Genomic DNA, 20,982 nt, shown 5'->3' with positions numbered 1-20,982 from the left:
TTGGCGACGAACGCCCCTCACACTCTCTCCATTATGGATTCACTGCACGATCAAGTCGAGATCATGGCGGGACAGCGGCCTCGGCTGGGATTCGGTCGTCAGATAGGTGCGGCCAAGCGTCATCGCGGTTTCGGTTTCGGAGTCCATGATGATCATATGGGCGAACAGCGTCATGTTCGGCGCAATCGCTTCGGGATTACCCTGATAGAACATCGGCATATCCATCCAGGACGGGGTGAAGCGGGCGCCGAGCGAATAGCCGCAGGCATTGAGCCGGTGCTTGGTCAAATTGTGGGCTTCGAGGGTGCGGGCATGGGCGTCGAACACGTCGCCGAACGTATTACCGGGCGTCATCGCCTTCTCGACTGCAAGTAGCGCGGCGCGGGCGGCATCGAACAATTCCTGGTGGCGTTTCGATACCTTGCCGGTCAACACCGTGCGCATCATTGCCGCATGGTAGTGGTGGAAGACACCGGCCCATTCGAGCGTCAGCTGGTCGTTCTTGGTGAGCTTGCGGCGACCGGCCTTGTAGCGGCAAAGCAGGGCGTCGACTCCGGAGCCGATGATGAACTCGTTGGCCGGATAATCGCCGCCGCCGGCAAAGATCGCACCTTGCATGGCGGCCAGGATCAGCGCCTCATCGCCGCCCTGCTTGATCAGCGGCAGTGCTGCGTCCAGCGCGTCGTCGGCCAGATTTGCGGCTTTTTCCGCCTTGGCGATTTCTGCCGGGCTCTTGAACAGCCGTAGCCGGCTGACAATGCCAGAGGCATCCGCGATCTGCCCGAAGGTCTGCAACTGCTCGTCGAGGCGCCGGCCATTATAGGCTGTCAGGCCGTGGGTGTCGTATTCGACGCCGATCCGGGCGCCGAGCAGGTCAAGCTCGTTGAGCAGATTGCGCAGGTCTACCGCCGGATTGGCGCCGTTGCGGTCCGTCCACAAAACGATATTGTCGATGATCGAGGTGTGGCGCGCCTGGCGCAAGTCGGCCGAACGCGTCAGCAGCACCATCGAGCCGTCGGCCTTGACCACCAGGCACTGGAAAAAGCAGAAGCCGAAGGTGTCGTAGCCGGTTAGCCAATACATGCTTTCCTGGGCAAACAGCAGGACGGCGTCGAGCTTCTTTTCGGCGATCTCGATCATCAGTCGATCGCGCCGCGCGTCGAATTCCGAGCGTTCGAAATGCAGCGCCATCAGTCAGCCTCCAAAACGATTGCCGAAACCTGCCGCCCGTAGTCGGGCTCGTTGCGATGCGTGCTGCGCCGATAGGAGTAGAAAAGCTCTTCCTCGGCATAGGTGCAGCGGCCAAGTCCTTCAGCGTTGACGCCAGCCTTGGTCAGTCGGTCGACCGTGTAGCGGTTGAGATCGAACATCGCGTGTCCGGCATTTGCGGAGGGCGCGAAATAGCGAGCATTGCCGGCATCGGCGTCGACGAAACGGGCGACGAATTCCGGTCCGACCTCGTAATTCCGTGGGCCGATGGAAGGACCGAGCACTGCGACGATGCGGTCGCGCCGGGCGCCGAGGCTTTCCATTGCCGCGATGGTGTTTTCCAGCACTCCGGTGAAAGCGCCTTTCCAGCCGGCATGGGCGGCGCCGATAATGCGCGCCTCGGCGTCGGCGAAGAGGACCGGTCCGCAATCGGCGGTCGAGGCACCGACGGCAATGCCCGGCCGGTCGGTGACGATGGCGTCGGCCTTGGGCCGCTCGCCGGCAAAAACCTCCCTGGCAATGGCGACGTCCGGCGAATGAACCTGGTGAGCGGTCAGCAGATGGTTTGCAGGCACGCCCATCCATTCGGCGACCCGGCGGCGATTCTCGCGCACCAGCGTCTGGTCATCGCTCGAGCCGGTGCCGATGTTGAGGCCCCGGTAGATGCCGCTGGAAATGCCGCCGACGCGTGTGAAGTAGCCGTGGCGGATGCCTTGCGCCGTTTCCAGCAAGGGCGACCGAACGGGATCCGGTTTGGTCTGATTCAGCATGGCGGCTTTGTTGTCCGTATGGACGATTTCGTCAAGCGAGTTGAAGACCGGCGAGTTGAAAACGGGTGAGTTGAAGACCGGCGAGTTGAAAACGGGTGAGTTGAAGACCGGCGAGTTGAAGACGGGCGCAGTTGAAGGCTGGTCAGTTAAGGCTGGCGCCGTTGATGTCGGGCGCTAGCCGGAGATGGGAGAGTGGGAGAGGCGGCAGCGAAAAGTCAATCCGTGCTTGGAAACGGCGGAACGGCAATGCCGGCGGGGAGGACGGCAAGCACCTTGAAGAGTTCGCCCATGGCCAGCGGGCCGGCGAGGCGCTCGACGTCGGCCGCTATCTTTTCGCGAGCTGCCTCATCCGCATTGGCGCCGAGCCGGCCAGCCCGTTCGAGAAGCCCCATCTTGAGCAGGAATTCACCTTGCGTTGAGAGGTGGGCATCGAGGCCGTGTGCCCGAACGGTTGCCGCGAGGGCAGCGAAATCGACATGGGCGGTGAGATCGGCCTGCCCCGGATTGGCCAGCACGTCCTCATGACCGTGCTTGCGCAAGGCCTGCAAGGTGTCGCCGATCCCGGGCTGGAAGTGACCGTAGTCGAGAAACAGGCCGGCGCCGCCAAATCCGGCAAGTCGCCCGGCGATGGCCGCCATCAGGGCGGCGCGGTCTGGCGCCACCTCGACGATGGCACCTTGCGGCGCATTCTCGGCACCCTCCGGCAGGAGCATCGGGTCGAGCGAGCCGGCGCCGACGAAAAAGCGCAGCCGGTTCGCATCGTCGAGACCGATCATCCGTTCGCGCCAGCCGGCTCCAGCGCGGACGAACTGGCGGATGGGCACCGCGTCAAACAGCTCGTTACCAACAATCAGAAGCTGCCCCTGCGGTAGTGTATCGATGCTCTCATGCCAGGCGATGCTGACCGACGTCCCGGCAAGCGTCCGTTTCTGGATCTCAGTCAACCGCGGACTGGTCTCGATCAAGGCGAACGATGCGCTGGCGGTAAGCGCTGGATCGAGCCGCGAAAGCGTGCGCAGCATATCTCTCATCAGCGTGCCGCGGCCGGGGCCTATTTCGGCGATGGCGACCGGCGTCGGCCGGCCGATTGCCAGCCACGCCTGGTAGAGCCAGACGGCGACCAGCTCGCCGAACATCTGGCTGATCTCCGGCGCGGTGACGAAGTCGCCGGCGGCGCCGAACGGCTCGCGTGTCGTGTAATAGCCATCCTGTGGATCGAACAGGCAGAGCGCCATGTATTCGCTGATGGGGATCGGGCCCACCGCACCGATCAGCTCGGCGATGCGGGTCTTCAGCCGCGTCATGCCAGCTGCGATTTTGTCACCGGCTTGGCTGTAGCCATCGCCCCGATGCCGGCCAGCACCATCGGCAGTGACAGCACCATTCCCATAGTCAGCCAGCTCGTGCCAAGGAGGTAGCCGAGCTGCTGGTCGGGCTCGCGAAAGAATTCGACGAAGATGCGCGAGGCGCCATAGCCGGCGATGAAGGCGCCGCCGACGAAGCGCGGCGTCTTCAGCTTGAGCCGCGAATGGGTGAGGAAGCGCAGGACAAGGAACAACACCAGCCCTTCGAGCAGCGCCTCGTAGATCTGGCTTGGATGGCGTGCAAATGGGCCGCCATTGGGGAATTCGAATGCCCACGGAACGTCGGTCGGCCGGCCCCATAGTTCGGAATTGATGAAGTTTGCCAGGCGAACGAGGCCAAGCCCCACCGGCACGCCGGCGGCAACCACGTCGAACAGCGACCATGTGCGGATGCCGCGAGACCGGGAAAACAGCGTCATTGCGAGAATGACGCCGAGCAGGCCGCCATGAAACGACATGCCGCCCTGCCAGACGGCGACGATATCGAGCGGATTGGCAATGTAGCGCGGCAGGTCGTAGAACAGCACGTAGCCGGTGCGTCCGCCGAGCACCACACCAATGGCTGCCCAGACGATGAAGTCGTCGAGGTCGACGGGCTTCATCGGCAGGGCGCCGTCGGGCCAGAGTTTCGGGTTGGTGACGAGGCGCTTGGCATACCACCAGGCGAACAGAATGCCGACGATGTAGCCGACGCCGTACCAATGCACCGCCAGTGGTCCGATCCTGACGATGACCGGGTCGATGTTGGGAAAGGGCAGGGCGGCCAGCGGCAGCAAATATTCGCTCAACAGGGTCTCCGGGTTCCAATCAGGTTCGGGCGCGGACCATGCGGCAGGCTTTTGACAGGGTCAAGGCAAGCGTATGCTTGCATTCCGCATCGTGCGCCACTACGTCAATTCCACCAAGCGAGGATTTGCCATGGCGAACGGACCGAACCGCATTCTCGATGAATTCGCCAAGTTGATGACCGACGCAGCCGGTGCCGCGCAAGGCGTGCGGCGCGAGGTGGAGACCGCCTTCAGGGGTCAGGCCGAGCGCATACTCAACTCCATGGACGTGGTGCAGCGCGAGGAATTCGAGGCCGCTCGCGACATGGCGGCGAAGGCCAGGGAAGAAAACACCCGCCTCGCCGCTCGCATCGAGGCGCTCGAGGCCAGGCTTGCCGAATTGACCGGTCAAGCAGCGCCTGCGGCTGCGGCAAAGCCGCGTGCAAAAAAATAACAAGAAATAAATCATTAAACTTTTCCACAAAGCCGGATCGCAAAAAGCGCTTTGTCGTGAATCGCTTACCGGTACTGCGTGAATCTTTGTGACAGTGGCTTTCCACATGCGAATGACGCAGTGCGAAAAATTTGGCTGGTCACGCGACTCCCGATCAATAGACTGAATTTGTTGCATGATTCGGAGCAGGGTCATGCGCCGGGCGGTGGGGTCCGGTCCGGGGTCTTTGCGTTGACGAAGTCCTGGCCGTCCGAGTTCTAGGCAGAATTGTTCGAGTGTGCCTCTCCCGCGGAGCGTGTGGTGGCGCTCCCAGAACGACAGGAAGCATTTCATGGAACTTCTCGAACTCGAATTCTCCCGCGAAATCCATCCGGTGGATGTTATCGAGCAGGTGGCGCACAACAACGACTGGTCCTTCGAACGGGCCGGCGACGACGAGATCTCGATTTCGGTTGCCGGAAGCTGGACCGACTACCACGTTTCATTCTCCTGGATGGAGGACTACGAGGCGCTGCACCTGGCCTGCGCCTTCGACATCAAGGTGCCTGAGGCGCGCGCGCTCGAGGTGATGCGGCTGCTTTCGCTGATCAACGAGCAGATGCTGTTTGGCCATTTCGACCTCTGGGAGCAGGAAGGCGCCATCATGTTCCGCCAGTCGCTGCTGCTGGCCGGTGGGGTCGAGCCGTCGAGCCAGCAGGTCGAGGTGCTGCTGTCGTCGGCGCTGGAAGCCTGCGAATGCTATTTCCAGGCGTTCCAGTTCGTCGTCTGGTCAGGCACTTCGGCCAAGGATGCGCTGGCCGGCGTGCTGTTCGAAACCTACGGAAACGCCTGACCGACGATGAGTTCGAGCAACGCGCGAAAACCCGAGATCAGCTTTGCCGATTTCGACCGCATCGACATCCGCGCCGGCACGATCGTCGAGGCCGAGCCTTTTCCCGAGGCGCGCAAGCCGGCGATCAAGTTGAAAATCGACTTTGGTCCCGTGATCGGGGTGAAGAAATCCTCGGCCCAGATCACGAAATACTATACGCCCGAAACCTTGATCGGCCGGCAGGTGTTCGCTGTGGTCAATTTCCCGCCTCGCCAGATCGGGCCATTCATGTCGGAAGTGCTGGCGCTCGGCTTTCCCGACGAAGAGGGCGCCGTCGTCCTCGGCGCGATCGAGCGCAGGGTGCCGGACGGCGGCAGATTGTTTTAACTGCGCTTTTGCTCAGGCGGCCAGTTTACGCGTGGTACCGAGCGCTTCTTCGACCGTTTCCATGAACATTTCCGCGCAGGCCTTCCAGCTGTAGCGCATCGCGCGTTGCCGCGCCTCGGCGCGGTCGACGTGAAGGGCCGCGAGCGCTGCTTGCCGCAGGTCGTCCGATACCGCACCGCCGATGCCGTCACCCACAATATCGATCGGACCGGTGACTGGATAGGCTGCGACCGGCGTGCCGCTGGCCAGCGCCTCTATGATGACGTTGCCGAATGTGTCGGTGCGGCTGGGGAAGACGAAAACATCGGCCGAAGCGTAGATCTCGGCCAGTTCGTCGTTCGGGCGATGGCCGAGGAAATGGGCATGGGGATATCTGGCCTTCAGCTTCGCCAATTCCGGCCCTTCGCCTACGACCACCTTGCTGCCCGGCAGGTCGAGGTCGAGGAAGGCCGGCAGGTTCTTTTCGATCGCGACGCGGCCGACGCAGAGGAAGATCGGTCCGGGAAATCCCAGGTCTTTTCTTTTGTCCGGCCGAAAATGATCAGTGTCGACGCCGCGCGTCCACGGCCGGAGCTTCGTGAAGCCGCGCGCCGCAAGATCGTCGGCAAGCGACTGTGTGGCGACCAGCGTGCCCTGCCCGGAATTGTGGAAATCGCGCAGCCAGCGATAGGCCCATGCTTCAGGCACCGGCAGGCGCGCGCTCAGATATTCCGGAAAACGTGTGTGATAGCTGGTCGTGAACGGGCGGCCGGCGTTGCGGCAGTAGCGCCGGGCCATAATGCCGAGCGGTCCTTCGGTGACGATATGGATGTGGTCCACCTTGCGTGCCTCGATCAGCTGCGCCACGCGGTGCGGCGTCGTCAGCGCCAGCCTGATATCGGGATAGGTCGGCAGAGGCAGGGTGCGAAAGATGTTCGGCGTCAGGAAGTCCGTCTCGACATCGAAGGATTTCAGGGTCTCCGAGAGACGCTCCAGCGTGTGGACGACGCCGTTGACTTGCGGGCGCCAGGCGTCGGTGACCATCAGGATGCGCATGGCGGTCCCTTGGCGGAGAGCTTGATTGCCTTGCCGCGATACCTGAACGGCGACCACGCCGCAGCTCTGGCCTCGCACCGGCGCACCCGGGCCGGCGCGGGGTCGAAATGAGGCCGCAGGGCCGAATCAATCAGAATCGCGCGCTTCATTGGCGCTCTTCACCATGGTTTCGTGACGGGCCGATGAAGGCCGGGTCTCGCTGCCGTCAAGCCGGGACCTTGATCACCGCCCGAAGGCCGCCGAGCGGGCTGCGTTCGAGGGCGATGTCGCCGCCATGGCTGCGGGCAATGTCGCGTGCGATGGAGAGGCCAAGGCCGGTGCCGCTGGCGTCCAGGTTGCGGGCCTCGTCCAGCCGCACGAAAGGCTTGAATACATCCTCCCGCTTTTCGGGCGGAATGCCCGGGCCGTCATCGTCGATGGTGACGAGCAGCGAACCGCGACCATGACTGGCATTGATCTCCACCGTCTTGGCATAGCGGAATGCATTGCCGACGACGTTGGACAGCAGCCGGGCAAAGGCATTGGGGCGCACATGCACATGCGGATCGCCGACAAGCACGGTCGATAGCTTGCGCTTGCGCAGCGCGGCTTCCTCGCGAAGCTTGTCGAAGAAGGCTTCGAGATCGAACTGACCGGCGTCTTCCGACGCTTCGCCGCGTGCAAAGGCAAGGTAGCCTTCCAGCATCGACTGCATGTCGTCGATGTCCTGGTCGAGTGCCTGGGTATCGGCCGCCTTGGTCCCGGCAAGCGCCAATTGTAGCTTGAAGCGGGTGAGGATGGTCCTCAGATCGTGGCTGACGCCGCTCAGCATGGCGGTACGCTGCTCGAGCTGGCGTTCGATGCGTTCGCGCATCTGGATGAAGGCAAAGCCGGCGCGGCGGACTTCCTCAGCTCCGCGCGGGCGAAAATCGCGCGGCATCGGCCGGCCTTTGCCGAAACTCTCGGCCGCCTCGGCCAGCGTCAGAATCGGCCGGATCTGGTTGCGCAGGAAGGGAATGGCGATCATCAGCAGCACCAGCGAGGTGCCAACCATCCAGATCAGGAAAATATGGGTGTTCGATGCATAGGCCTGGCTGCGGCGCACGAAGACGCGCAGCACCTTGTTCTCGAGCTGGACGCGGACCTCGACGATATTGGAATTGCCGACGGTATCGATCCAGAACGGACGGTTGATCTGGCGGGTGATCTCGGACGAAAGGATCTCGTCGAGAATCGAGAAGAACGGCTTTGGCCCGGGTGGCGGCAGCGGGTCGGGTGGCAGGAGGTCGACCTTCAGCTGCATGCGATCCTGGGCGATGCGAATGACGTTGGCGTAATCAGCGTCGTGCGGATAGGTCTCTATCAGGTCGATAATGGCGGCGATGTCGCGCACCGTGGCCTGCGACAGGCGCTGCGTCACGGTCTGCCAGTGGCGCTCCATGAAAACAAAGGCGACGACCGACTGCAGCATGATCATCGGCGCGATGACGATGATCAGCGAGCGGGCATAGAGCCGCTTCGGCATGTAAAGCGACACGAGGCGCCAGAAACGGTTCCAAGCGCGCGGCACGGCCTTGAGCGCCCGCGTCGCGCGAGCGCTCAAGCCGCCATCTCCCGGCCGTTCGAGTTGCGTGGTCGCCATTCGTCTTTTCGCTCACCGGCGGCCCGGCAAAGGACCGCTGTCGGCGGCATTCTATTCCACGCTGAGCCGATACCCAATACCGCGCACTGTCTGCAGCCACACCGGATTGGACGGATCGCGTTCGATCTTGCGGCGCAGCCGGTTGATCTGGACGTCGATCGTGCGCTCGCCGACCTCGGACTCGTCGCCGACAAGCTCATGCCGCGGTATCGTCTCGCCGGCACGCGCTGCGAAGATCGCCAGGATCTCCTGCTCGCGGTCGGTCAGCTTGAGCGCCTCGCCGCCGCGCTTCAGCTCACGCCTGGCGATCTGGAACGTATAGGGGCCGAAGACCAGCTGTTCGACCTTGGGCGTCGTCGCGGGACCGCCGCGGCGCAGGATATTGTTGATGCGCAGGATCAGTTCGCGCGGGTCGAACGGTTTAGGCAGATAGTCGTCGGCGCCGGCCTCGAGCCCGGTGATCCGGCTGTCGGTTTCGGACAGTGCGGTGAGCATCAGGATCGGCACGTTTTTCTCCGCCCGCAGCGCCTTGGTGAGATCGACGCCGCTTTCACCCGGCATCATGACGTCGAGCACGATCAGATCGAAGTCGAGGCCGGCGAGCTTGCGCCGCGCCTCTCCGGAATTTCCGGCGACGGTAACGCGAAAGCCGTTTTCGGTCAGATACTGTTTCAGAAGATTGCGGATACGGGTGTCGTCATCGACCACAAGCAGATGCGGCGCATCGTCTTCCGGTGCTGTCGGATGATCAACCCTCTCAATGGTCTCCATGGCTTTTCCCTGACATCTTTGCGGGCACAATGTCGATCTGCGCCCTTAGTTCCGGATTGACCATCGCTTCCAGGAACCGTTCGATAACGGCGCGTTCGGTGGCTCCGGAATCTTCCAATGCAGCATGGATGCGGCGCGACTGTGGCCGCGCCAGCGCCAGCGCCAGCGCACGGCCCTTGGCCGTCGGGTAGAGTTCGCGCTGGCGGCGGTCGCGAGGGCCCTGCAATTGCACGATATGGTCGGTGTCGATCAGTTGCTTGAGCACGCGCGCCAGGCTCTGCTTGGTGATCTTGAGCACGTCGAGGAGTTCGGCGACCGTCAGACCGGGCCGGCGATTGACGAAATGCAGCACCCGGTGATGGGCACGGCCAAAACCGTAATCGGCCAGGATCTGGTCCGGATCGGAGGTAAAGTCGCGATAGGCGAAGAAGAACAGCTCGATGATGGCGAAATCGATGCCGTCCTCGTCGGTGATCGCCGTCCTGATCGGCTCTGCGGCTGCGTGGCTCGTCATCTTCTCTCCGTGTGAAGCAGGAAATTATGTCAGCACTATTGACGTATTTTCCGCGTGATGGTAATTTTTGGCAAGCTTTTCGGCGGATTGCGAACGAAAAGGCAAGCGAAGCCGTTTTTTCCGGAACTTCCTGAGTTTGCCAGACCTTAAATATCCGCCTACGCTTTAGGACAATGGCGGCCTGCAGCGGCCGAAACGAAACACGCAACGACACAATGATGTGCGGGCTGCCGCCCGCGGGAGGTTACCATGGCATCCGTTCCCTTCGACCAACTGGACGGCTTTATCTGGATGAACGGCGAATTCGTCAAATGGGCCGACGCCAAGATCCACGTCTTGACCCACGGGCTGCACTACGCCAGCGCGGTATTCGAGGGCGAGCGCGCCTATGGCGGCGAAATTTTCAAGCTGACCGACCACACCGAACGCCTGCATGAATCGGCGCGCCTGCTTGGCTTCAAGATACCCTACTCGGTCGCCGAGATCGACGACGCCTGCCGTACGCTGTTGAAGAAGCAAGGTTTCCAGGACGCCTATGTCCGGCCGATCGCATGGCGCGGCAGTGAACAGATGGGCGTTTCCGCACAGAACAGCCGGATCAACTGCGCCATCGCAATCTGGCAGTGGCCGAGCTATTTCGACCCGGCGCAGAAGCTCAAGGGCATCCGCCTCGACATGGCCGAATGGCGCCGCCCCGACCCGCGCACCGCACCGTCGAAATCAAAGGCGGCCGGCCTCTACATGATCTGCACCATGTCCAAGCATGCCGCCGAGGCCAAGGGCTATGCCGACGCCATGATGCTCGACTGGCGTGGCCAGGTGGCGGAAGCGACAGGTGCCAACATCTTCTTCGTCAAGGACGGCAAGATCCATACGCCCAAACCCGATTGCTTCCTCGACGGCATCACCCGCCGCACGGTCATCGGCCTTGCCAAGGACCGTGGTTTGGAGGTGATCGAGCGCGCCATCATGCCGGAAGAGCTTGAAGGCTTCCAGCAGTGCTTCCTCACCGGGACGGCAGCCGAGGTGACGCCGGTTTCGGAGATCGGTCCCTACCGATTCGAGGTCGGCGATATCGCCAAGACATTGATGAACGACTATTCTGCGGCGGTTCAACCCAACCACGCGATTGCAGCAGAATAACGAAAGTCACAGGTTTTTTATCAAGTAGGGGCGGTTTTCGGGCCGCCCCTTTTATTTAAGCGTTTGCGCATTTGACTTTCATTCAATTCGGCGTCTCATGATAGCGTCGGCCTGGGAGGCTGGCGGCTATGGAGGGACTGGAAATATGGATATGAACACGCTTCTTCCGATCATTATTCAGGTGATTACGGGCATCATCGGTGGTCAGGCGGTGGGTGCGGCTATCAAGACTGCGGCGATGGGGCAGCTTACCAAAATCCTGGGCGGCGCTGTCGGCGGCGTCGGCGGTGCGGCCATCCTCAACAGTCTGCTGGGTGGCTCGGTCGATCCGGCAGCAGCCGCCACGGCGGCAGGGGCCGGCAGCGCGTTGAACATTTCAAATATCGTTGGCGGTGCCGGCGGTGGCGCCATCCTGACCGGCATCATCGGTGCGGTCATGAACGCGATGAAGAAATAAGCTTCGACGTTTCAGGTTTTCAAATGGGCGGCTTCAGCCGCCCATTTCGTTTGCCGTTTGTGGGAGCGGTGGACGCCGTTCGCGTGTGTCTCTACATCAGGGCCTGATTCAAGGTTAGGGCTTCCCTGACGCGTTCGAGGGGGCGCGCAGCGCTCCGACAGCGTGAAAGGACGAATATGGGTCAGCTCAACGCCGGCATCGTGCCGGTCACCCCGTTCCAGCAGAATTGCACCATCCTCTTCGACATGGACGACAGGCAAGGCGTTGTCATCGATCCGGGCGGCGACATCGACAAGGTGCTGGCGGCGCTCGAGGACAATGCGATCACTGCCGGCGCGATCTGGATCACGCACGGCCATATCGACCATGCCGGCGGGGCCATGGAACTGAAGGAGGCGCTCGGTATCGAGATCATCGGCCCGCATGCCGCCGACCGGCCACTGCTCGCCAATCTCGAGAACCAGGCAAAGCGCTACGGCATCACCGATCCCGTGCGCAACTGTGTCCCTGACCGGTTCCTTGCCGAAGGCGAGACCGTTTCGTTTGGCTCACATGTGTTTGAGGTGCTCCATTGTCCGGGCCACGCACCCGGCCACGTCGTCTACTATAACCGGGCGGCGAAGTTCGCCCATGTCGGCGACGTGCTGTTCCGCGGTTCGGTCGGCCGCACTGACCTGCCGGGCGGCGATCACGCCGCGCTGATCGCCTCGATCAAGGAGAAGCTTTTGCCGTTGGGCGACGACATAGGCTTCATCTGCGGCCATGGTCCCGGCGGCCGCTTCGGTGAGGAGCGGCGGAGCAATCCGTTCCTGATCTGAAACCGCTTGCCGGAAACAAAAAGCGCGGCCTGTGCGACCGCGCTTCTTTCCGGCGGGAAACTGCCTCCGTTAATTGGCGGTGCAGAAATGCTGTTCGCCGTCATAGCCGGTGAACGTGCCGGTACGCGCGTTGAAGCTCCGGTAGCGGTCCGAGCAGTATTCGTACCAGCCGCGGGTCCACGGCTCCGCATAGCTTTCGGCATAGGCTACTCGCGGCTGTACGTAATAACGGCGCACCGGGGCAGGCCGGTAGTACTCATCATCATAGGCCGGATCGTAATAGCGGGGCTGCGGACTGGCGAGGGCACCGCCGATCAGGGCACCGGCCGCAAGGCCGAGCACGCCGGCGGCAACGGCGTCGCCGTGGCCGTGGTGGCGGCGGTGATGACGCCATTCGTCGGCATTGGCCGCGGGCAAGGTCGCAAGTGTGGTCGCAACAACCGCGGCGGACAGGATGGCAGTCTTGAAAATTCGGTTCATGTCGGTCTCCTTCGTGCCGGCCCGGGTCGTTTTCGGGGGATGCGGTCCGGCTTTAACGAAGATTAATATGCGACCGTGGCTGAACGGGGGCTGAACGAACTTTGACCGGGCGGTTCATCTAACTGGGCGATTCAAGCGTGCGGCAAACTCCGCAGACCAGACCGGCCCACGTCCATTCTGCCCAGGGCTGGTTCAGCCGATCGACAGGTTGACGGCTTTCGGACCCTTGCCGCGCTTGTCCGGCTCGGTGTCGAATGTCACTTTCTGCCCATCCTCAAGACCGGGAAGACCCGACGCCTGCACGGCCGAAATATGGACGAAGACATCTTTTGCCCCGTCGTCCGGCGTGATGAAGCCGAAGCCCTTGGCGTGATTGAAGAATTTGACGGTGCCGGTCTGCGGCATGGGAAGCTCCTTTGATCCCACAAGTCCAGTCTCGGGCCGGCAAATGCCCGGAGGGAAATTTGTCCTTTATTTTAGTGCCATCGGCAAGAGAAAGTTTTGCGGGCACCAGCAAGCATCCCGGAACACAAAAGGCGCGACGAAAACCGCCGCGCCTTTACAGAATCCAAGTTCACTCCAAAGCCTTGCAGCATCCTCACACCCCGAAAGGACGCGCGGCACGCTGTGGTTTCAGGCAGCGCGGAGATTGACCGCTTTCGGACCCTTGCCCATACGGTCGGGCTCGACATCGAAGGTGACCTTCTGACCGTCGACGAGCGTGCGCAGCCCGGAAGCCTCGATCGCCGAGATGTGGACGAACACATCCTTGGCGCCGCCATCGGGCGTGATGAAGCCGAAGCCTTTGGTAGCGTTGAAGAATTTAACGGTGCCGGTCTGGGCCATTGGGGAAACTCCTTCACCCGTGTCAGTCTTGGTGGTTCCGCCCGCGCCTGGCGCCGTGGGCAAGTCCCGGTGGTTGCTTCGGCAGTCATGCATTGGCGCATGGTAAAACCCCCCGCCGAAAACGGGGCTGTCAGAGATTCACAGTATCGGGGAAAGGTCGTCCAAAACGTTCCGCTCTCCGGGTCGCAAATGCCCGAACACAAAATTTATCGCACGGAAACGTGATGCTTGCAAGATAGAGCCGCGGGCGGCCCAACGGGCGCATCCCGACGCATCGCACCGATAGTCCCGGTTCTCCGCGCGGTCATCGGCCAGACTTCACCCAGGCATGGTCCAGCAAGCGGGACAGGTGCTGTCTTGGCTTGCGCCGCCGTACCGCCCTGGCTCGCCAGTTGCAAACAGGGGTTGCATTTAGCAGCGGAATGACGAGGATCGGCCTGACCCAGGCACCATTTGTGCAGGCAGGAGTTTCGAGGGGAGGGAACATTCATGCGGCTTCTTGCGGCAATCTTTCCGCGGCAGGTTTTTTCCATCCTGTTCCTGTCGGCAATTCTCGCAGCCTGCACCGTCGTGGTGGATGATGAGGGGGCGGGGCCGCGCCCGCCACGGCCGGGGCCGCAATTCTGCACCAAGCAATATGACCCGGTCTGTGCCCGGCGCGGCGGCGACCGCCAGACCTTTGCCAATGCCTGCCTTGCCGAACGGGCCGGATACCGCATCATTCGCGAGGGCGAGTGCCGCGGCGGCGGCGGTGGTGGTGAGGAGCAGACATTCTGCACCCGCGAATACCGCCCGGTCTGTGCCCGTCGCCATGGCGAACTGCGCACATTCCCCAACGAATGCGAAGCCCGCGCCGCGGATTATCGCGTCGTCGATGACGGGCCTTGCTAGCGCACCGGCCTCACTGTTCGTCCGGATAGGCACCATCGGCGGGGCCGACGTAGAGCTCGGCGCCGTCTTCGTTGGAGATGCGCAGGCGATCGGGGATCTGCGGCATCATCAGCGTGTGAAGCAGCGTGGCGGCGCCTTGCAGGGCGGCGCGCAGGTTCGGTGCCTCGAGCGACACTCGATCGAGTATCGCTTCGTCGGCATCGCGCGAGCGGTAGAACTCGATGACGAAGTTCAAGCACGCCTCCAGGCAGATTGTCGTGCGATCGAACCCTAGCCTTTGGACCTGGGTTTCACAGCGGTCTCCGCCTGCTTGACCGCCGAGCCGAAGGGCGAGGCCGGTTTTGCCGCCACCTTGTCCTTCTTGGGCTTGCGCGTCTCGCGATTGCTGCGCTGTTGACCCTTGGCCATTTTCTGATCCCTTATACGTGTTGCGGATTGCTTTCGGATCAGTTGGCCGGGTTGTCGACCGGTTCGAGATTGTCTTCCGTGGTGACCCGCTCATAGGTCTCCTGATCGCTGCGGATGCGATATTGCGGCGAGCCGTCCTTGACCGGCAGCCGGCTCTTGATCTGGAACAGCTCCGCGGTCTTTTGGGCAAGGCCGGTGCGGCTCTTCATACGGACGGTCTGGCCGACGGTGAAGATATGCGCCGGCGTGTCCGTGCGCCGCGCACTCTGCTGGAAGCGGATCATGTGGCGTTCTCCTGGTCGTGCTGAAGCGCTGCGTCGAGCTCGGCATGGTCAATGGCGACAAGCTGGCTGGTCGCGCTTTTCACTGTCCTTGCCGGCAGATGGATGAAAGTGGCGACGCGGCGCCAGGCAGGCCACGACATGCCGTCGATCAGCTCTTCGTCGTGGTCGATGTCATAGTCGCCGGCCGGCTGCACGCCATCCAGCCCGCCAAGCACGAACGGTGCCGCGAAATGCGCGATGGAATGGGTGGTGCGAGCAGACATTCTTGTGCCTCGAAGTTCTCGCTTGTGCCTTGAAGTTTCTCGTGCCTTGAAGTTTCTTTCCGGCCTGCCCCGGAAGCGGAGCCTGCATTGCGGTACCAGGTGTCGGCGATTTGGATAAGTTTGGCGGGCCGAGAACCCCTGACGCCGCGGGGCCAAGCATGACCCAAAACGGTTTCATACCATTAGTCTGAAAATACGGCTTATTCAAGAAGTTTTCGGCCTCTTACCCCTACCAATGCAAAATTACTTTTCTATAGTTATCTGCAGAACGATGATACGATCCCGGTGCACCTCAAAACTTGTTTGAAGAACTTCCGGAAAAATTCCTCCGGCATTTGTATTTATCCAGGTATCAAAGGATGTGAGTGATGAATTCCGCAAGAACACCTGATGTCCCGACAGTTGCAGTCAGTCCCGTCACCAAGCCGATAAAGGTCTTGTCGCCGCGCCTCACTATAAGAAGCGACGAGGCGGCGAGGCGAAGAATTGCCGACACTGACGGAACAGCGCGGCGGGCGCGCCAGCTTGCCGAAAGCAACCGCCTGATTTGACGCGCAACCATGACGCTGAATTTTCCCAACCCCAGCCGCTCCTATGACGCGGCGGCCAAGCGCATTCGTTTCGTCGGCCATGACGGCATGCTCGAAGTCCCGTTCTTTGTCGAGGTTGCGGCACTTTCGGCGGCAAACCCGGCTGCAAGCGGAGCCGAGGCCGAATTTCTCAACGCCTTCGACGCCAAGCGTTCGTCGATCCACGAGATTGCGCGCCAAGCCTACTCGCACGGCCGCAAGAACATGTATGTGCTGACGCCGACCGACTTTCGGTAAGTTCCCGGGTTCGGAGGTTTGCTTCGCAACGACCGCCGTCTGCTCTTGCACGTGCCGCAGCGATGGCCTAGATCGCGGCAGGCGGACAACACGGCAGGTTTCCCATCAACAGAAATCCGAGACGACCGGCAGGCGCACGTTACGGCTCAGGCGGACAGCCGCCGCTGGGGCTCGACCAGCACGTGCAGCAGGCGCTGCAGTTGCACCAGGCGGGGCGCCGGCAGGAAGCCGAGGCGCTTTACCGTCAGGTGCTGTCGCAAAAGCCCAACCACCCGGCTGCTGCGCATTTCCTCGGGCTTCTGCTGCACCAGACCGGGCGCAGTGCCGAGGGGCTGGCGCTGATCGAACAATCGGCGCGTCTGCAGCCGAACAATCCGGATTTCCTCAACAATCTCGGCACCGTACTGCGCGACCTCGGCCGGGTAGCGGCCGCCGCCGATCTCTTCCGCAAGGCGGTGGCGATCCGGCCGGAGCAGTTGGCGGCGCGTGACAATCTCGGCTCGTCGCTGAAGCAGCTCGGCCGATTCGAAGGCGCCGAGGATATTTATCGCGGCACGATCGGCCGCAACCCGTTCCATGTCCGCGCCCGCGTCGGGCTTGCCGAAACGCTGCAGGAAGCGGGCCGGCTGGGTGAGGCACTGGCTGTTTTTCGCGAGGCACTGACGATCCGGCCGAAGGATGCCGATCTTTTGCACGGCTTGGGCGTCGGGCTGATGGAAAAGGGCAATCTCGACGAGGCTGCCGATCTTTTCAGGCAGGCGCTGGCGGTGGATCCCGGCATGGCCAGAGCCTGGCTAATGCTCACCCAGGTCAAGCGCCAGGAGGAGCGCGACGCCGAGCTTGCCCGCATGGAGGCGGAGCACGCCAAGGCGCCGCAAGGCAGCCTGGCGCGCATGCAGCTTTCCTTCGGCCTCGGCAAGGCCAATGACGACCTCAGGGAATATGGCCGCGCCTTCGACTATTTCGCCGAAGGCAACGCGATCCGCCGCCAGGGCATCGACTACGACGCCGGCAAGACGCGCGGCGAGTTCGAGGCGATGAAGGCGGTGTTCGACAAGGCCTTTTTTGAAAAGCACAGGCCGAGCGGGATCGCCGACGCCACGCCGATCTTCGTCGTCGGCATGCCGCGTTCCGGCACCACGCTGGTCGAGCAGATCATCGCCAGCCATCCGCAGGTCTATGGCGCCGGCGAGCTCAGCATTTTGAAGACGGCGGTTGGCAAGCAGTTTCCGCTCGGCATGAAGGGCGGCTTTCCCTGGGGCATCACCGACATGCCCGACAAGGCCTATGCCGAGGCCGGCCAGGCCTATCTCGACATGCTGCACGCCCGCTATCCGGGTTCTCGGCACGTCACCGACAAGATGCCCGGCAATTTCCTCTTGGTCGGCTTCATCCATATGATGCTGCCGAAGGCCAAGATCATCCATTGCGCGCGCGATGCGGCGGCGACCTGCCTGTCGATCTACAAGGTGCATTTCCGCGGCGACAGCCACCGCTACGGCTACGACCTCGGCGAGCTCGCCGATTTCCACAATCTCTACACCGATATCATGGCGCACTGGCACGCCGTGCTGCCTGGTGTCGTGCACGACGTTCGCTACGAGGATTTCGTCGCCGACCAGGAAGGCCAGTCGCGGGCGCTGATCGCCCATCTCGGCCTGCCGTGGGACGACGCCGTGCTGTCGTTCCACAACACCGACCGGCCGGTGCGCACGGCGTCGGCCGCGCAGGTGCGCCAGCCGATATATCAGGGCTCGGTCGATCTGTGGAAGCGCTATGGCGACCGGCTGAAGCCGCTGCTCGACCGACTAGCGTAATGCGTTGCGGACCTACAGCTCCAAAAACGGCTGGAAGCCGCCAAAGATCATGCGCTTGCCGTCGAACGGCATGGTCTCCCAGTCCGGCTTGAGGCGCGGATCGGCCATCACCTTGGCCATCACCGCGTCACGATTCTGCCTGGATTCATAGACGATCCAGGAGAAGACGACGACCTCGTCTTCCTTGGCCTGCACGGCGCGCGGGAACGAGGTGAGCTCGCCATAGGGTACGTCGTCGCCAATGCATTCGACATAGGCCAACGCGCCATGCTCCTTCCAGACGGCGCCGGCCGTCTGCGCCATTTTCTTGTAGGCATCGAGATTTGCCTTGGGCACGGCCAGTACGAAACCGTCGACATAGGACATCTGTCTTCCTCCATGCGATTGTTTTCCTCTCCCTCTAGAGCGGGGAGAGGTGATTTCAAACACAGCCTGTGTTGGATGTTAAGCTGCTTTCACCGGTGCGTTCATTGCCCATTCGACGCCGAACGGATCACGCATATTGCCCCAGCGGTCACCCCAGAACATCACCTGCAACGGCACGACTTCCTCGCAGCCCGCCTCGATGGCCCGCTTCCACCAGGCGTCGATGTCGTCGCTGCCGAGATGGAGCTGCATGGTGTAGCCCTGCGGCTTCACAGCGGCCATTCCATGCTCGGGATAGAAGTCGGAAAGCATCAGGGTCGAACCGTTGATGTGGAGATGGATATGCATGGTGCGGCCCTGTTCATCCGGCGGATAGGCAAAGACCTGCTCGGCACCGAAGGCCTTTTGGTAAAATTCTGCGGCTTTGAAAGCGCCGTCCAACTGAAGGTAGGGCGTCAATCCGCCAAGCACTTTGGCGGCGGACTGGGTCTGTGGCTGGTCATTCATATCATGCTCCTCTTTGCGTCTGGTTTGCCTTTGCGAACCACAGGACGAACGGAACGGCGACGATCCTACACGGCCGATGGCTTTTTTGGACTCGAAATGGCGTCTGCTGCCAGGCCAACTGCCACCTTTCAACCTTCGATGCGAATCCGCGGGCTGTTTTGCGCGTCGACGACGATTTCCGGCCAGCCGATATCTTTGCGCAGCTCGATCGGCAATGAAAGGATGGCGCGTTCGCTGCGATAACGAGCGCGAGCCGCCGAGTAACGCGTTACGGCGTGACCTATGGATGACAGAATAGACATGATGCTTTCTCCTCGATTGGCGCCGGCATCACCGTGTCGGCGTCCCAAGGACGTGGCATGCGATCATCATCCGACAGGGCACCGGAATTTTTCTCGCAATTTTTCAGCTGCCCGCTTCGGCAACCTCCTGGAAGAACCCCTCCGGGTCGTCGACTTCGGTCAGCCGCCGTTTCTTGATCAGCCAGAAGCGGTTGCCAACCGCGCGGATGAAGGAGCGGTCGTGCGAGGCAAGCAGGCAGCTCGCCTGACGTTCCAGCAATTCCGCTTCCAGCGCTTCCTGGCCATCAATATCGAGGTGGTTAGTCGGCTCGTCGAGCAAACAGAAATTGGGATTGGCGAGCCTGAGCGCCAGCATCATCAGCCGTGCCTTCTGTCCGCCCGACAGCACGCCGATTCTGCGCTCCTGCATGTCGATGCTAACGCCGGCGCCCGCCAGCAGCGAGCGGGCGCGCTGCTCGCCGACATCGAATCTGCGCGAGAGCATCGCCAGCGGCGTGTCGTCGCCGCTGATGCCCGACAACGCCTGGTCGCTATAGCCGAGCACGGTCGACGGCGTCACCTTCACGCCTTGCGCCGCCGTTTGCGGCGCGACGATGGCATTCCGGATCAGGCCGATCAGCCGTGATTTGCCGACGCCGTTACGGCCGAGCAGGACGATGCGGTCGCCTTGGCAGATGTGGCGCTTGCCGGTGCTGAACAGAACCGTGCCGTCGGGTGTTCCGACCGCCAAATCTTCGAGCGTGATCAGCACCTTGGCATGGCTGCCGCGATTGGCGAGCTTGATCGTGCCCGCCGATCTTTCGCGGTGTGCCGGCGCTGCCGCTTCTTCCAGACGCTCTGCCCGCTGGTTAAGCTGCTTGGTCTTGACCGTCAAAAGGTCGCTGCCGGAATTGATCCCGATATTGTTGAGCTTGGCCGCCTGCCGGCGCAGCTGCTGCGCCACTTTCATGTCGCGCTGGAATTTGCGTTCGGTCGAGGCGTCGACCTCGTCCAGCGCAAGCCTCGCCCGCGAATAGGGCAGCGAAAACACCGGCGATTGTTCGGGACGCAGGAACAGCGTGCGGTTGGTCGTCGCGTCGAGGAACGCCCGGTCGTGGCTGGCGATCACCACCGGCACCTCGCGCGGCAAGGCGTTCAGCCAGGTCTCGAGCTGGCTGATCTTGGCGAGGTCGAGATGGTTGGTCGGTTCGTCGAGAAGCAGGACGTCAGGATCGGTGACCCAGACGCGCGCGATCAGCGCCAGCCTTTGCCAGCCGCCGCTTAAGGCCAGCATCGGCCGCTCGCGCATCGGCTGCGGCACGTCGAGCGAGTCGAGAACCACATCGACGCGCCATTGCTCGCCTTCGGCCTGCTCGGCTGGCAAGGCGTCTGCCACCACCTCATGAAAGCTGCGCCCGGCCAGCGCAGCGGGGATGACCTGCTCGACATAACCGATGCGCAGGCCGCGCGTGCGGGTGATGTCGCCTGTGGTGGCTTCGAACTCGCCCGTCAGGCACCTCAAAAAAGTGGATTTGCCGCGACCATTGGCGGCGACGATGCCGAGCCGGTCGCCGGCGCCGATGGTGAGGTCGAGATGGGAGAAGAGCGGCGCACTCATGGTGACGCCGAGGGACTTGAGGCTGATCAGGGCCATGTCGATTTCTCTGGTCTGTCCGGAGTGATTCCGGCTGATGCACTTTGACGGTGCGCAGGCTGGCCATCAGGCTCGGCGTTGCAGCACCACGAAAGGCGGACCAAAAAAATCGAAGCGGGAAGAAAAACCCGGACCGTCTCTGGTCAGCCCTGCAAGCAAGCTCGCAGGGCAGAGACAGGGCCGCGCTGACGGTGGTGGTCGAAAAACACGCAGCCCTCCTTTCAAGACGTTCGAGTA

The 20,982-nt window shown here is 62.3% G+C and carries 29 protein-coding genes; 10 read left to right on the top strand and 19 right to left on the bottom strand.

Going from position 1 to position 20,982, the window contains the following annotated elements; all coding sequences use genetic code 11:
- Positions 1–39: 39 nt before the first annotated feature.
- Complete coding sequence (locus AC0L2X_RS20365; protein ID WP_473559027.1) at positions 40–1,191, bottom strand: M24 family metallopeptidase; 1,152 nt, start codon at positions 1,189–1,191, stop codon at positions 40–42.
- Positions 1,191–1,979 carry a peptidoglycan editing factor PgeF gene (gene pgeF, locus AC0L2X_RS20360; protein WP_473559028.1) on the bottom strand — a complete coding sequence of 263 codons (789 nt, stop codon included), beginning with the start codon at positions 1,977–1,979 and terminating at the stop codon, positions 1,191–1,193. Before pgeF ends, AC0L2X_RS20365 begins: the two co-directional genes overlap by 1 nt.
- On the opposite strand from pgeF, the gene AC0L2X_RS20355 reads away from it, so the two are divergent.
- Positions 1,978–2,157: a hypothetical protein gene (locus AC0L2X_RS20355; RefSeq protein WP_473559029.1), complete on the top strand. Its 180-nt coding sequence runs from the start codon at positions 1,978–1,980 to the stop codon at positions 2,155–2,157. The genes pgeF and AC0L2X_RS20355 overlap by 2 nt on opposite strands.
- A gap of 37 nt (positions 2,158–2,194) precedes the next feature.
- On the opposite strand, the gene AC0L2X_RS20350 is transcribed toward AC0L2X_RS20355, so the two are convergent.
- Positions 2,195–3,283: a class I SAM-dependent methyltransferase gene (locus AC0L2X_RS20350; protein ID WP_473559030.1), complete on the bottom strand. Its 1,089-nt coding sequence runs from the start codon at positions 3,281–3,283 to the stop codon at positions 2,195–2,197.
- A complete protein-coding gene (gene lgt, locus AC0L2X_RS20345) occupies positions 3,280–4,131 on the bottom strand; it encodes a prolipoprotein diacylglyceryl transferase (RefSeq protein WP_473559031.1) in 852 nt (283 codons plus the stop codon). The genes AC0L2X_RS20350 and lgt overlap by 4 nt, the downstream gene beginning before the upstream one ends.
- A gap of 130 nt (positions 4,132–4,261) precedes the next feature.
- Between lgt and AC0L2X_RS20340 the strand changes: the two genes are divergently transcribed.
- The 3 genes from AC0L2X_RS20340 to AC0L2X_RS20330 all read left to right on the top strand — a co-directional run bounded on the left by AC0L2X_RS20340 (position 4,262) and on the right by AC0L2X_RS20330 (position 5,762).
- The gene (locus tag AC0L2X_RS20340; RefSeq protein ID WP_352489138.1) at positions 4,262–4,564 is read left to right on the top strand and encodes an accessory factor UbiK family protein; all 303 of its coding nucleotides are present in this window, start codon (positions 4,262–4,264) and stop codon (positions 4,562–4,564) included.
- Positions 4,565–4,895: 331 nt separating this feature from the next.
- Positions 4,896–5,396 carry a type III secretion system chaperone family protein gene (locus tag AC0L2X_RS20335; protein ID WP_023678420.1) on the top strand — a complete coding sequence of 167 codons (501 nt, stop codon included), beginning with the start codon at positions 4,896–4,898 and terminating at the stop codon, positions 5,394–5,396.
- Between the two features lie 6 nt (positions 5,397–5,402).
- Positions 5,403–5,762, top strand: coding sequence for a tRNA-binding protein (locus AC0L2X_RS20330; protein ID WP_352489009.1), 360 nt, complete (start codon positions 5,403–5,405; stop codon positions 5,760–5,762).
- A 12-nt stretch (positions 5,763–5,774) separates the two neighbouring features.
- On the opposite strand, the gene AC0L2X_RS20325 is transcribed toward AC0L2X_RS20330, so the two are convergent.
- The 4 genes from AC0L2X_RS20325 to AC0L2X_RS20310 all read right to left on the bottom strand — a co-directional run bounded on the left by AC0L2X_RS20325 (position 5,775) and on the right by AC0L2X_RS20310 (position 9,703).
- Positions 5,775–6,797, bottom strand: a complete 1,023-nt coding sequence (locus AC0L2X_RS20325; RefSeq protein WP_473559033.1) for a glycosyltransferase family 4 protein — start codon at positions 6,795–6,797, stop codon at positions 5,775–5,777.
- A gap of 205 nt (positions 6,798–7,002) precedes the next feature.
- Positions 7,003–8,418: an ATP-binding protein gene (locus AC0L2X_RS20320; protein ID WP_352489011.1), complete on the bottom strand. Its 1,416-nt coding sequence runs from the start codon at positions 8,416–8,418 to the stop codon at positions 7,003–7,005.
- Between the two features lie 51 nt (positions 8,419–8,469).
- On the bottom strand, positions 8,470–9,189 hold the full coding sequence (locus AC0L2X_RS20315) for a response regulator (RefSeq protein ID WP_023678415.1): 720 nt from the start codon (positions 9,187–9,189) through the stop codon (positions 8,470–8,472).
- Complete coding sequence (locus AC0L2X_RS20310) at positions 9,176–9,703, bottom strand: MarR family winged helix-turn-helix transcriptional regulator (protein ID WP_023719182.1); 528 nt, start codon at positions 9,701–9,703, stop codon at positions 9,176–9,178. Before AC0L2X_RS20310 ends, AC0L2X_RS20315 begins: the two co-directional genes overlap by 14 nt.
- A gap of 249 nt (positions 9,704–9,952) precedes the next feature.
- Between AC0L2X_RS20310 and AC0L2X_RS20305 the strand changes: the two genes are divergently transcribed.
- The 3 genes from AC0L2X_RS20305 to AC0L2X_RS20295 all read left to right on the top strand — a co-directional run bounded on the left by AC0L2X_RS20305 (position 9,953) and on the right by AC0L2X_RS20295 (position 12,121).
- Positions 9,953–10,846: a branched-chain amino acid aminotransferase gene (locus AC0L2X_RS20305; RefSeq protein ID WP_352489012.1), complete on the top strand. Its 894-nt coding sequence runs from the start codon at positions 9,953–9,955 to the stop codon at positions 10,844–10,846.
- Positions 10,847–10,991: 145 nt separating this feature from the next.
- On the top strand, positions 10,992–11,303 hold the full coding sequence (locus AC0L2X_RS20300; protein WP_352450492.1) for a hypothetical protein: 312 nt from the start codon (positions 10,992–10,994) through the stop codon (positions 11,301–11,303).
- A 176-nt stretch (positions 11,304–11,479) separates the two neighbouring features.
- Positions 11,480–12,121, top strand: a complete 642-nt coding sequence (locus AC0L2X_RS20295) for an MBL fold metallo-hydrolase (RefSeq protein WP_352508119.1) — start codon at positions 11,480–11,482, stop codon at positions 12,119–12,121.
- Between the two features lie 69 nt (positions 12,122–12,190).
- Here AC0L2X_RS20295 and AC0L2X_RS20290 read toward each other — a convergent pair whose 3' ends face one another.
- The 3 genes from AC0L2X_RS20290 to AC0L2X_RS20280 all read right to left on the bottom strand — a co-directional run bounded on the left by AC0L2X_RS20290 (position 12,191) and on the right by AC0L2X_RS20280 (position 13,447).
- A complete protein-coding gene (locus AC0L2X_RS20290) occupies positions 12,191–12,601 on the bottom strand; it encodes a BA14K family protein (protein WP_023678410.1) in 411 nt (136 codons plus the stop codon).
- A gap of 192 nt (positions 12,602–12,793) precedes the next feature.
- Positions 12,794–13,006: a cold-shock protein gene (locus tag AC0L2X_RS20285; RefSeq protein ID WP_006202521.1), complete on the bottom strand. Its 213-nt coding sequence runs from the start codon at positions 13,004–13,006 to the stop codon at positions 12,794–12,796.
- Positions 13,007–13,234: 228 nt separating this feature from the next.
- The gene (locus tag AC0L2X_RS20280; RefSeq protein ID WP_006202520.1) at positions 13,235–13,447 is read right to left on the bottom strand and encodes a cold-shock protein; all 213 of its coding nucleotides are present in this window, start codon (positions 13,445–13,447) and stop codon (positions 13,235–13,237) included.
- 489 nt (positions 13,448–13,936) lie between these two features.
- Between AC0L2X_RS20280 and AC0L2X_RS20275 the strand changes: the two genes are divergently transcribed.
- The gene (locus AC0L2X_RS20275; protein WP_473559037.1) at positions 13,937–14,338 is read left to right on the top strand and encodes a Kazal-type serine protease inhibitor family protein; all 402 of its coding nucleotides are present in this window, start codon (positions 13,937–13,939) and stop codon (positions 14,336–14,338) included.
- 10 nt (positions 14,339–14,348) lie between these two features.
- Here the strand turns inward: AC0L2X_RS20275 and AC0L2X_RS20270 are convergent, their stop codons facing one another.
- From AC0L2X_RS20270 to AC0L2X_RS20255, 4 genes are read right to left on the bottom strand one after another with little or no spacing between them, the layout of a single operon-like run.
- Complete coding sequence (locus AC0L2X_RS20270) at positions 14,349–14,573, bottom strand: hypothetical protein (RefSeq protein WP_292661267.1); 225 nt, start codon at positions 14,571–14,573, stop codon at positions 14,349–14,351.
- A gap of 35 nt (positions 14,574–14,608) precedes the next feature.
- Entirely contained in the window at positions 14,609–14,746 is a 138-nt protein-coding gene (locus AC0L2X_RS20265; protein ID WP_352489015.1) for a hypothetical protein, read from the bottom strand.
- A 38-nt stretch (positions 14,747–14,784) separates the two neighbouring features.
- A complete protein-coding gene (locus AC0L2X_RS20260; RefSeq protein WP_352489017.1) occupies positions 14,785–15,030 on the bottom strand; it encodes a hypothetical protein in 246 nt (81 codons plus the stop codon).
- Positions 15,027–15,293: a hypothetical protein gene (locus AC0L2X_RS20255; RefSeq protein ID WP_473559040.1), complete on the bottom strand. Its 267-nt coding sequence runs from the start codon at positions 15,291–15,293 to the stop codon at positions 15,027–15,029. The genes AC0L2X_RS20260 and AC0L2X_RS20255 overlap by 4 nt, the downstream gene beginning before the upstream one ends.
- 560 nt (positions 15,294–15,853) lie before the next feature.
- On the opposite strand from AC0L2X_RS20255, the gene AC0L2X_RS20250 reads away from it, so the two are divergent.
- Positions 15,854–16,120 carry a DUF1488 family protein gene (locus AC0L2X_RS20250; protein ID WP_473559041.1) on the top strand — a complete coding sequence of 89 codons (267 nt, stop codon included), beginning with the start codon at positions 15,854–15,856 and terminating at the stop codon, positions 16,118–16,120.
- A 182-nt stretch (positions 16,121–16,302) separates the two neighbouring features.
- Positions 16,303–17,937, top strand: coding sequence for a tetratricopeptide repeat-containing sulfotransferase family protein (locus tag AC0L2X_RS20245; RefSeq protein WP_473559042.1), 1,635 nt, complete (start codon positions 16,303–16,305; stop codon positions 17,935–17,937).
- 12 nt (positions 17,938–17,949) lie between these two features.
- Here AC0L2X_RS20245 and AC0L2X_RS20240 read toward each other — a convergent pair whose 3' ends face one another.
- From AC0L2X_RS20240 to AC0L2X_RS20225, 4 genes are all read right to left on the bottom strand, one after another.
- Entirely contained in the window at positions 17,950–18,303 is a 354-nt protein-coding gene (locus tag AC0L2X_RS20240; RefSeq protein ID WP_473559043.1) for a DUF1428 domain-containing protein, read from the bottom strand.
- 78 nt (positions 18,304–18,381) lie between these two features.
- Positions 18,382–18,810, bottom strand: coding sequence for a VOC family protein (locus AC0L2X_RS20235; protein WP_254819275.1), 429 nt, complete (start codon positions 18,808–18,810; stop codon positions 18,382–18,384).
- Positions 18,811–18,938: 128 nt separating this feature from the next.
- Complete coding sequence (locus AC0L2X_RS20230; RefSeq protein ID WP_023719167.1) at positions 18,939–19,112, bottom strand: hypothetical protein; 174 nt, start codon at positions 19,110–19,112, stop codon at positions 18,939–18,941.
- A gap of 103 nt (positions 19,113–19,215) precedes the next feature.
- Positions 19,216–20,745: an ABC-F family ATP-binding cassette domain-containing protein gene (locus AC0L2X_RS20225; protein WP_473559045.1), complete on the bottom strand. Its 1,530-nt coding sequence runs from the start codon at positions 20,743–20,745 to the stop codon at positions 19,216–19,218.
- Positions 20,746–20,982 lie beyond the last annotated feature (237 nt).

The sequence above is a fragment of the Mesorhizobium sp. WSM4828 genome (assembly GCF_055811175.1).
This window is presented reverse-complemented; position numbering and strand designations above follow the sequence as displayed.

Bases quoted from the DNA above. Each gene is read 5' to 3' on its own strand.
- AC0L2X_RS20365 (WP_473559027.1), bottom strand. From the start codon at position 1,191: ATGGCGCTGCATTTCGAACGCTCGGAATTCGACGCGCGGCGCGATCGA.
- AC0L2X_RS20355 (WP_473559029.1), top strand. From the start codon at position 1,978: ATGGCGGCTTTGTTGTCCGTATGGACGATTTCGTCAAGCGAGTTGAAG.
- pgeF (WP_473559028.1), bottom strand. From the start codon at position 1,979: ATGCTGAATCAGACCAAACCGGATCCCGTTCGGTCGCCCTTGCTGGAA.
- AC0L2X_RS20350 (WP_473559030.1), bottom strand. From the start codon at position 3,283: ATGACGCGGCTGAAGACCCGCATCGCCGAGCTGATCGGTGCGGTGGGC.
- AC0L2X_RS20340 (WP_352489138.1), top strand. From the start codon at position 4,262: ATGGCGAACGGACCGAACCGCATTCTCGATGAATTCGCCAAGTTGATG.
- AC0L2X_RS20335 (WP_023678420.1), top strand. From the start codon at position 4,896: ATGGAACTTCTCGAACTCGAATTCTCCCGCGAAATCCATCCGGTGGAT.
- AC0L2X_RS20330 (WP_352489009.1), top strand. From the start codon at position 5,403: ATGAGTTCGAGCAACGCGCGAAAACCCGAGATCAGCTTTGCCGATTTC.
- AC0L2X_RS20325 (WP_473559033.1), bottom strand. From the start codon at position 6,797: ATGCGCATCCTGATGGTCACCGACGCCTGGCGCCCGCAAGTCAACGGC.
- AC0L2X_RS20320 (WP_352489011.1), bottom strand. From the start codon at position 8,418: ATGGCGACCACGCAACTCGAACGGCCGGGAGATGGCGGCTTGAGCGCT.
- AC0L2X_RS20315 (WP_023678415.1), bottom strand. From the start codon at position 9,189: ATGGAGACCATTGAGAGGGTTGATCATCCGACAGCACCGGAAGACGAT.
- AC0L2X_RS20310 (WP_023719182.1), bottom strand. From the start codon at position 9,703: ATGACGAGCCACGCAGCCGCAGAGCCGATCAGGACGGCGATCACCGAC.
- AC0L2X_RS20305 (WP_352489012.1), top strand. From the start codon at position 9,953: ATGGCATCCGTTCCCTTCGACCAACTGGACGGCTTTATCTGGATGAAC.
- AC0L2X_RS20300 (WP_352450492.1), top strand. From the start codon at position 10,992: ATGGATATGAACACGCTTCTTCCGATCATTATTCAGGTGATTACGGGC.
- AC0L2X_RS20295 (WP_352508119.1), top strand. From the start codon at position 11,480: ATGGGTCAGCTCAACGCCGGCATCGTGCCGGTCACCCCGTTCCAGCAG.
- AC0L2X_RS20290 (WP_023678410.1), bottom strand. From the start codon at position 12,601: ATGAACCGAATTTTCAAGACTGCCATCCTGTCCGCCGCGGTTGTTGCG.
- AC0L2X_RS20285 (WP_006202521.1), bottom strand. From the start codon at position 13,006: ATGCCGCAGACCGGCACCGTCAAATTCTTCAATCACGCCAAGGGCTTC.
- AC0L2X_RS20280 (WP_006202520.1), bottom strand. From the start codon at position 13,447: ATGGCCCAGACCGGCACCGTTAAATTCTTCAACGCTACCAAAGGCTTC.
- AC0L2X_RS20275 (WP_473559037.1), top strand. From the start codon at position 13,937: ATGCGGCTTCTTGCGGCAATCTTTCCGCGGCAGGTTTTTTCCATCCTG.
- AC0L2X_RS20265 (WP_352489015.1), bottom strand. From the start codon at position 14,746: ATGGCCAAGGGTCAACAGCGCAGCAATCGCGAGACGCGCAAGCCCAAG.
- AC0L2X_RS20260 (WP_352489017.1), bottom strand. From the start codon at position 15,030: ATGATCCGCTTCCAGCAGAGTGCGCGGCGCACGGACACGCCGGCGCAT.
- AC0L2X_RS20255 (WP_473559040.1), bottom strand. From the start codon at position 15,293: ATGTCTGCTCGCACCACCCATTCCATCGCGCATTTCGCGGCACCGTTC.
- AC0L2X_RS20250 (WP_473559041.1), top strand. From the start codon at position 15,854: ATGACGCTGAATTTTCCCAACCCCAGCCGCTCCTATGACGCGGCGGCC.
- AC0L2X_RS20240 (WP_473559043.1), bottom strand. From the start codon at position 18,303: ATGTCCTATGTCGACGGTTTCGTACTGGCCGTGCCCAAGGCAAATCTC.
- AC0L2X_RS20235 (WP_254819275.1), bottom strand. From the start codon at position 18,810: ATGAATGACCAGCCACAGACCCAGTCCGCCGCCAAAGTGCTTGGCGGA.
- AC0L2X_RS20230 (WP_023719167.1), bottom strand. From the start codon at position 19,112: ATGTCTATTCTGTCATCCATAGGTCACGCCGTAACGCGTTACTCGGCG.
- AC0L2X_RS20225 (WP_473559045.1), bottom strand. From the start codon at position 20,745: ATGGCCCTGATCAGCCTCAAGTCCCTCGGCGTCACCATGAGTGCGCCG.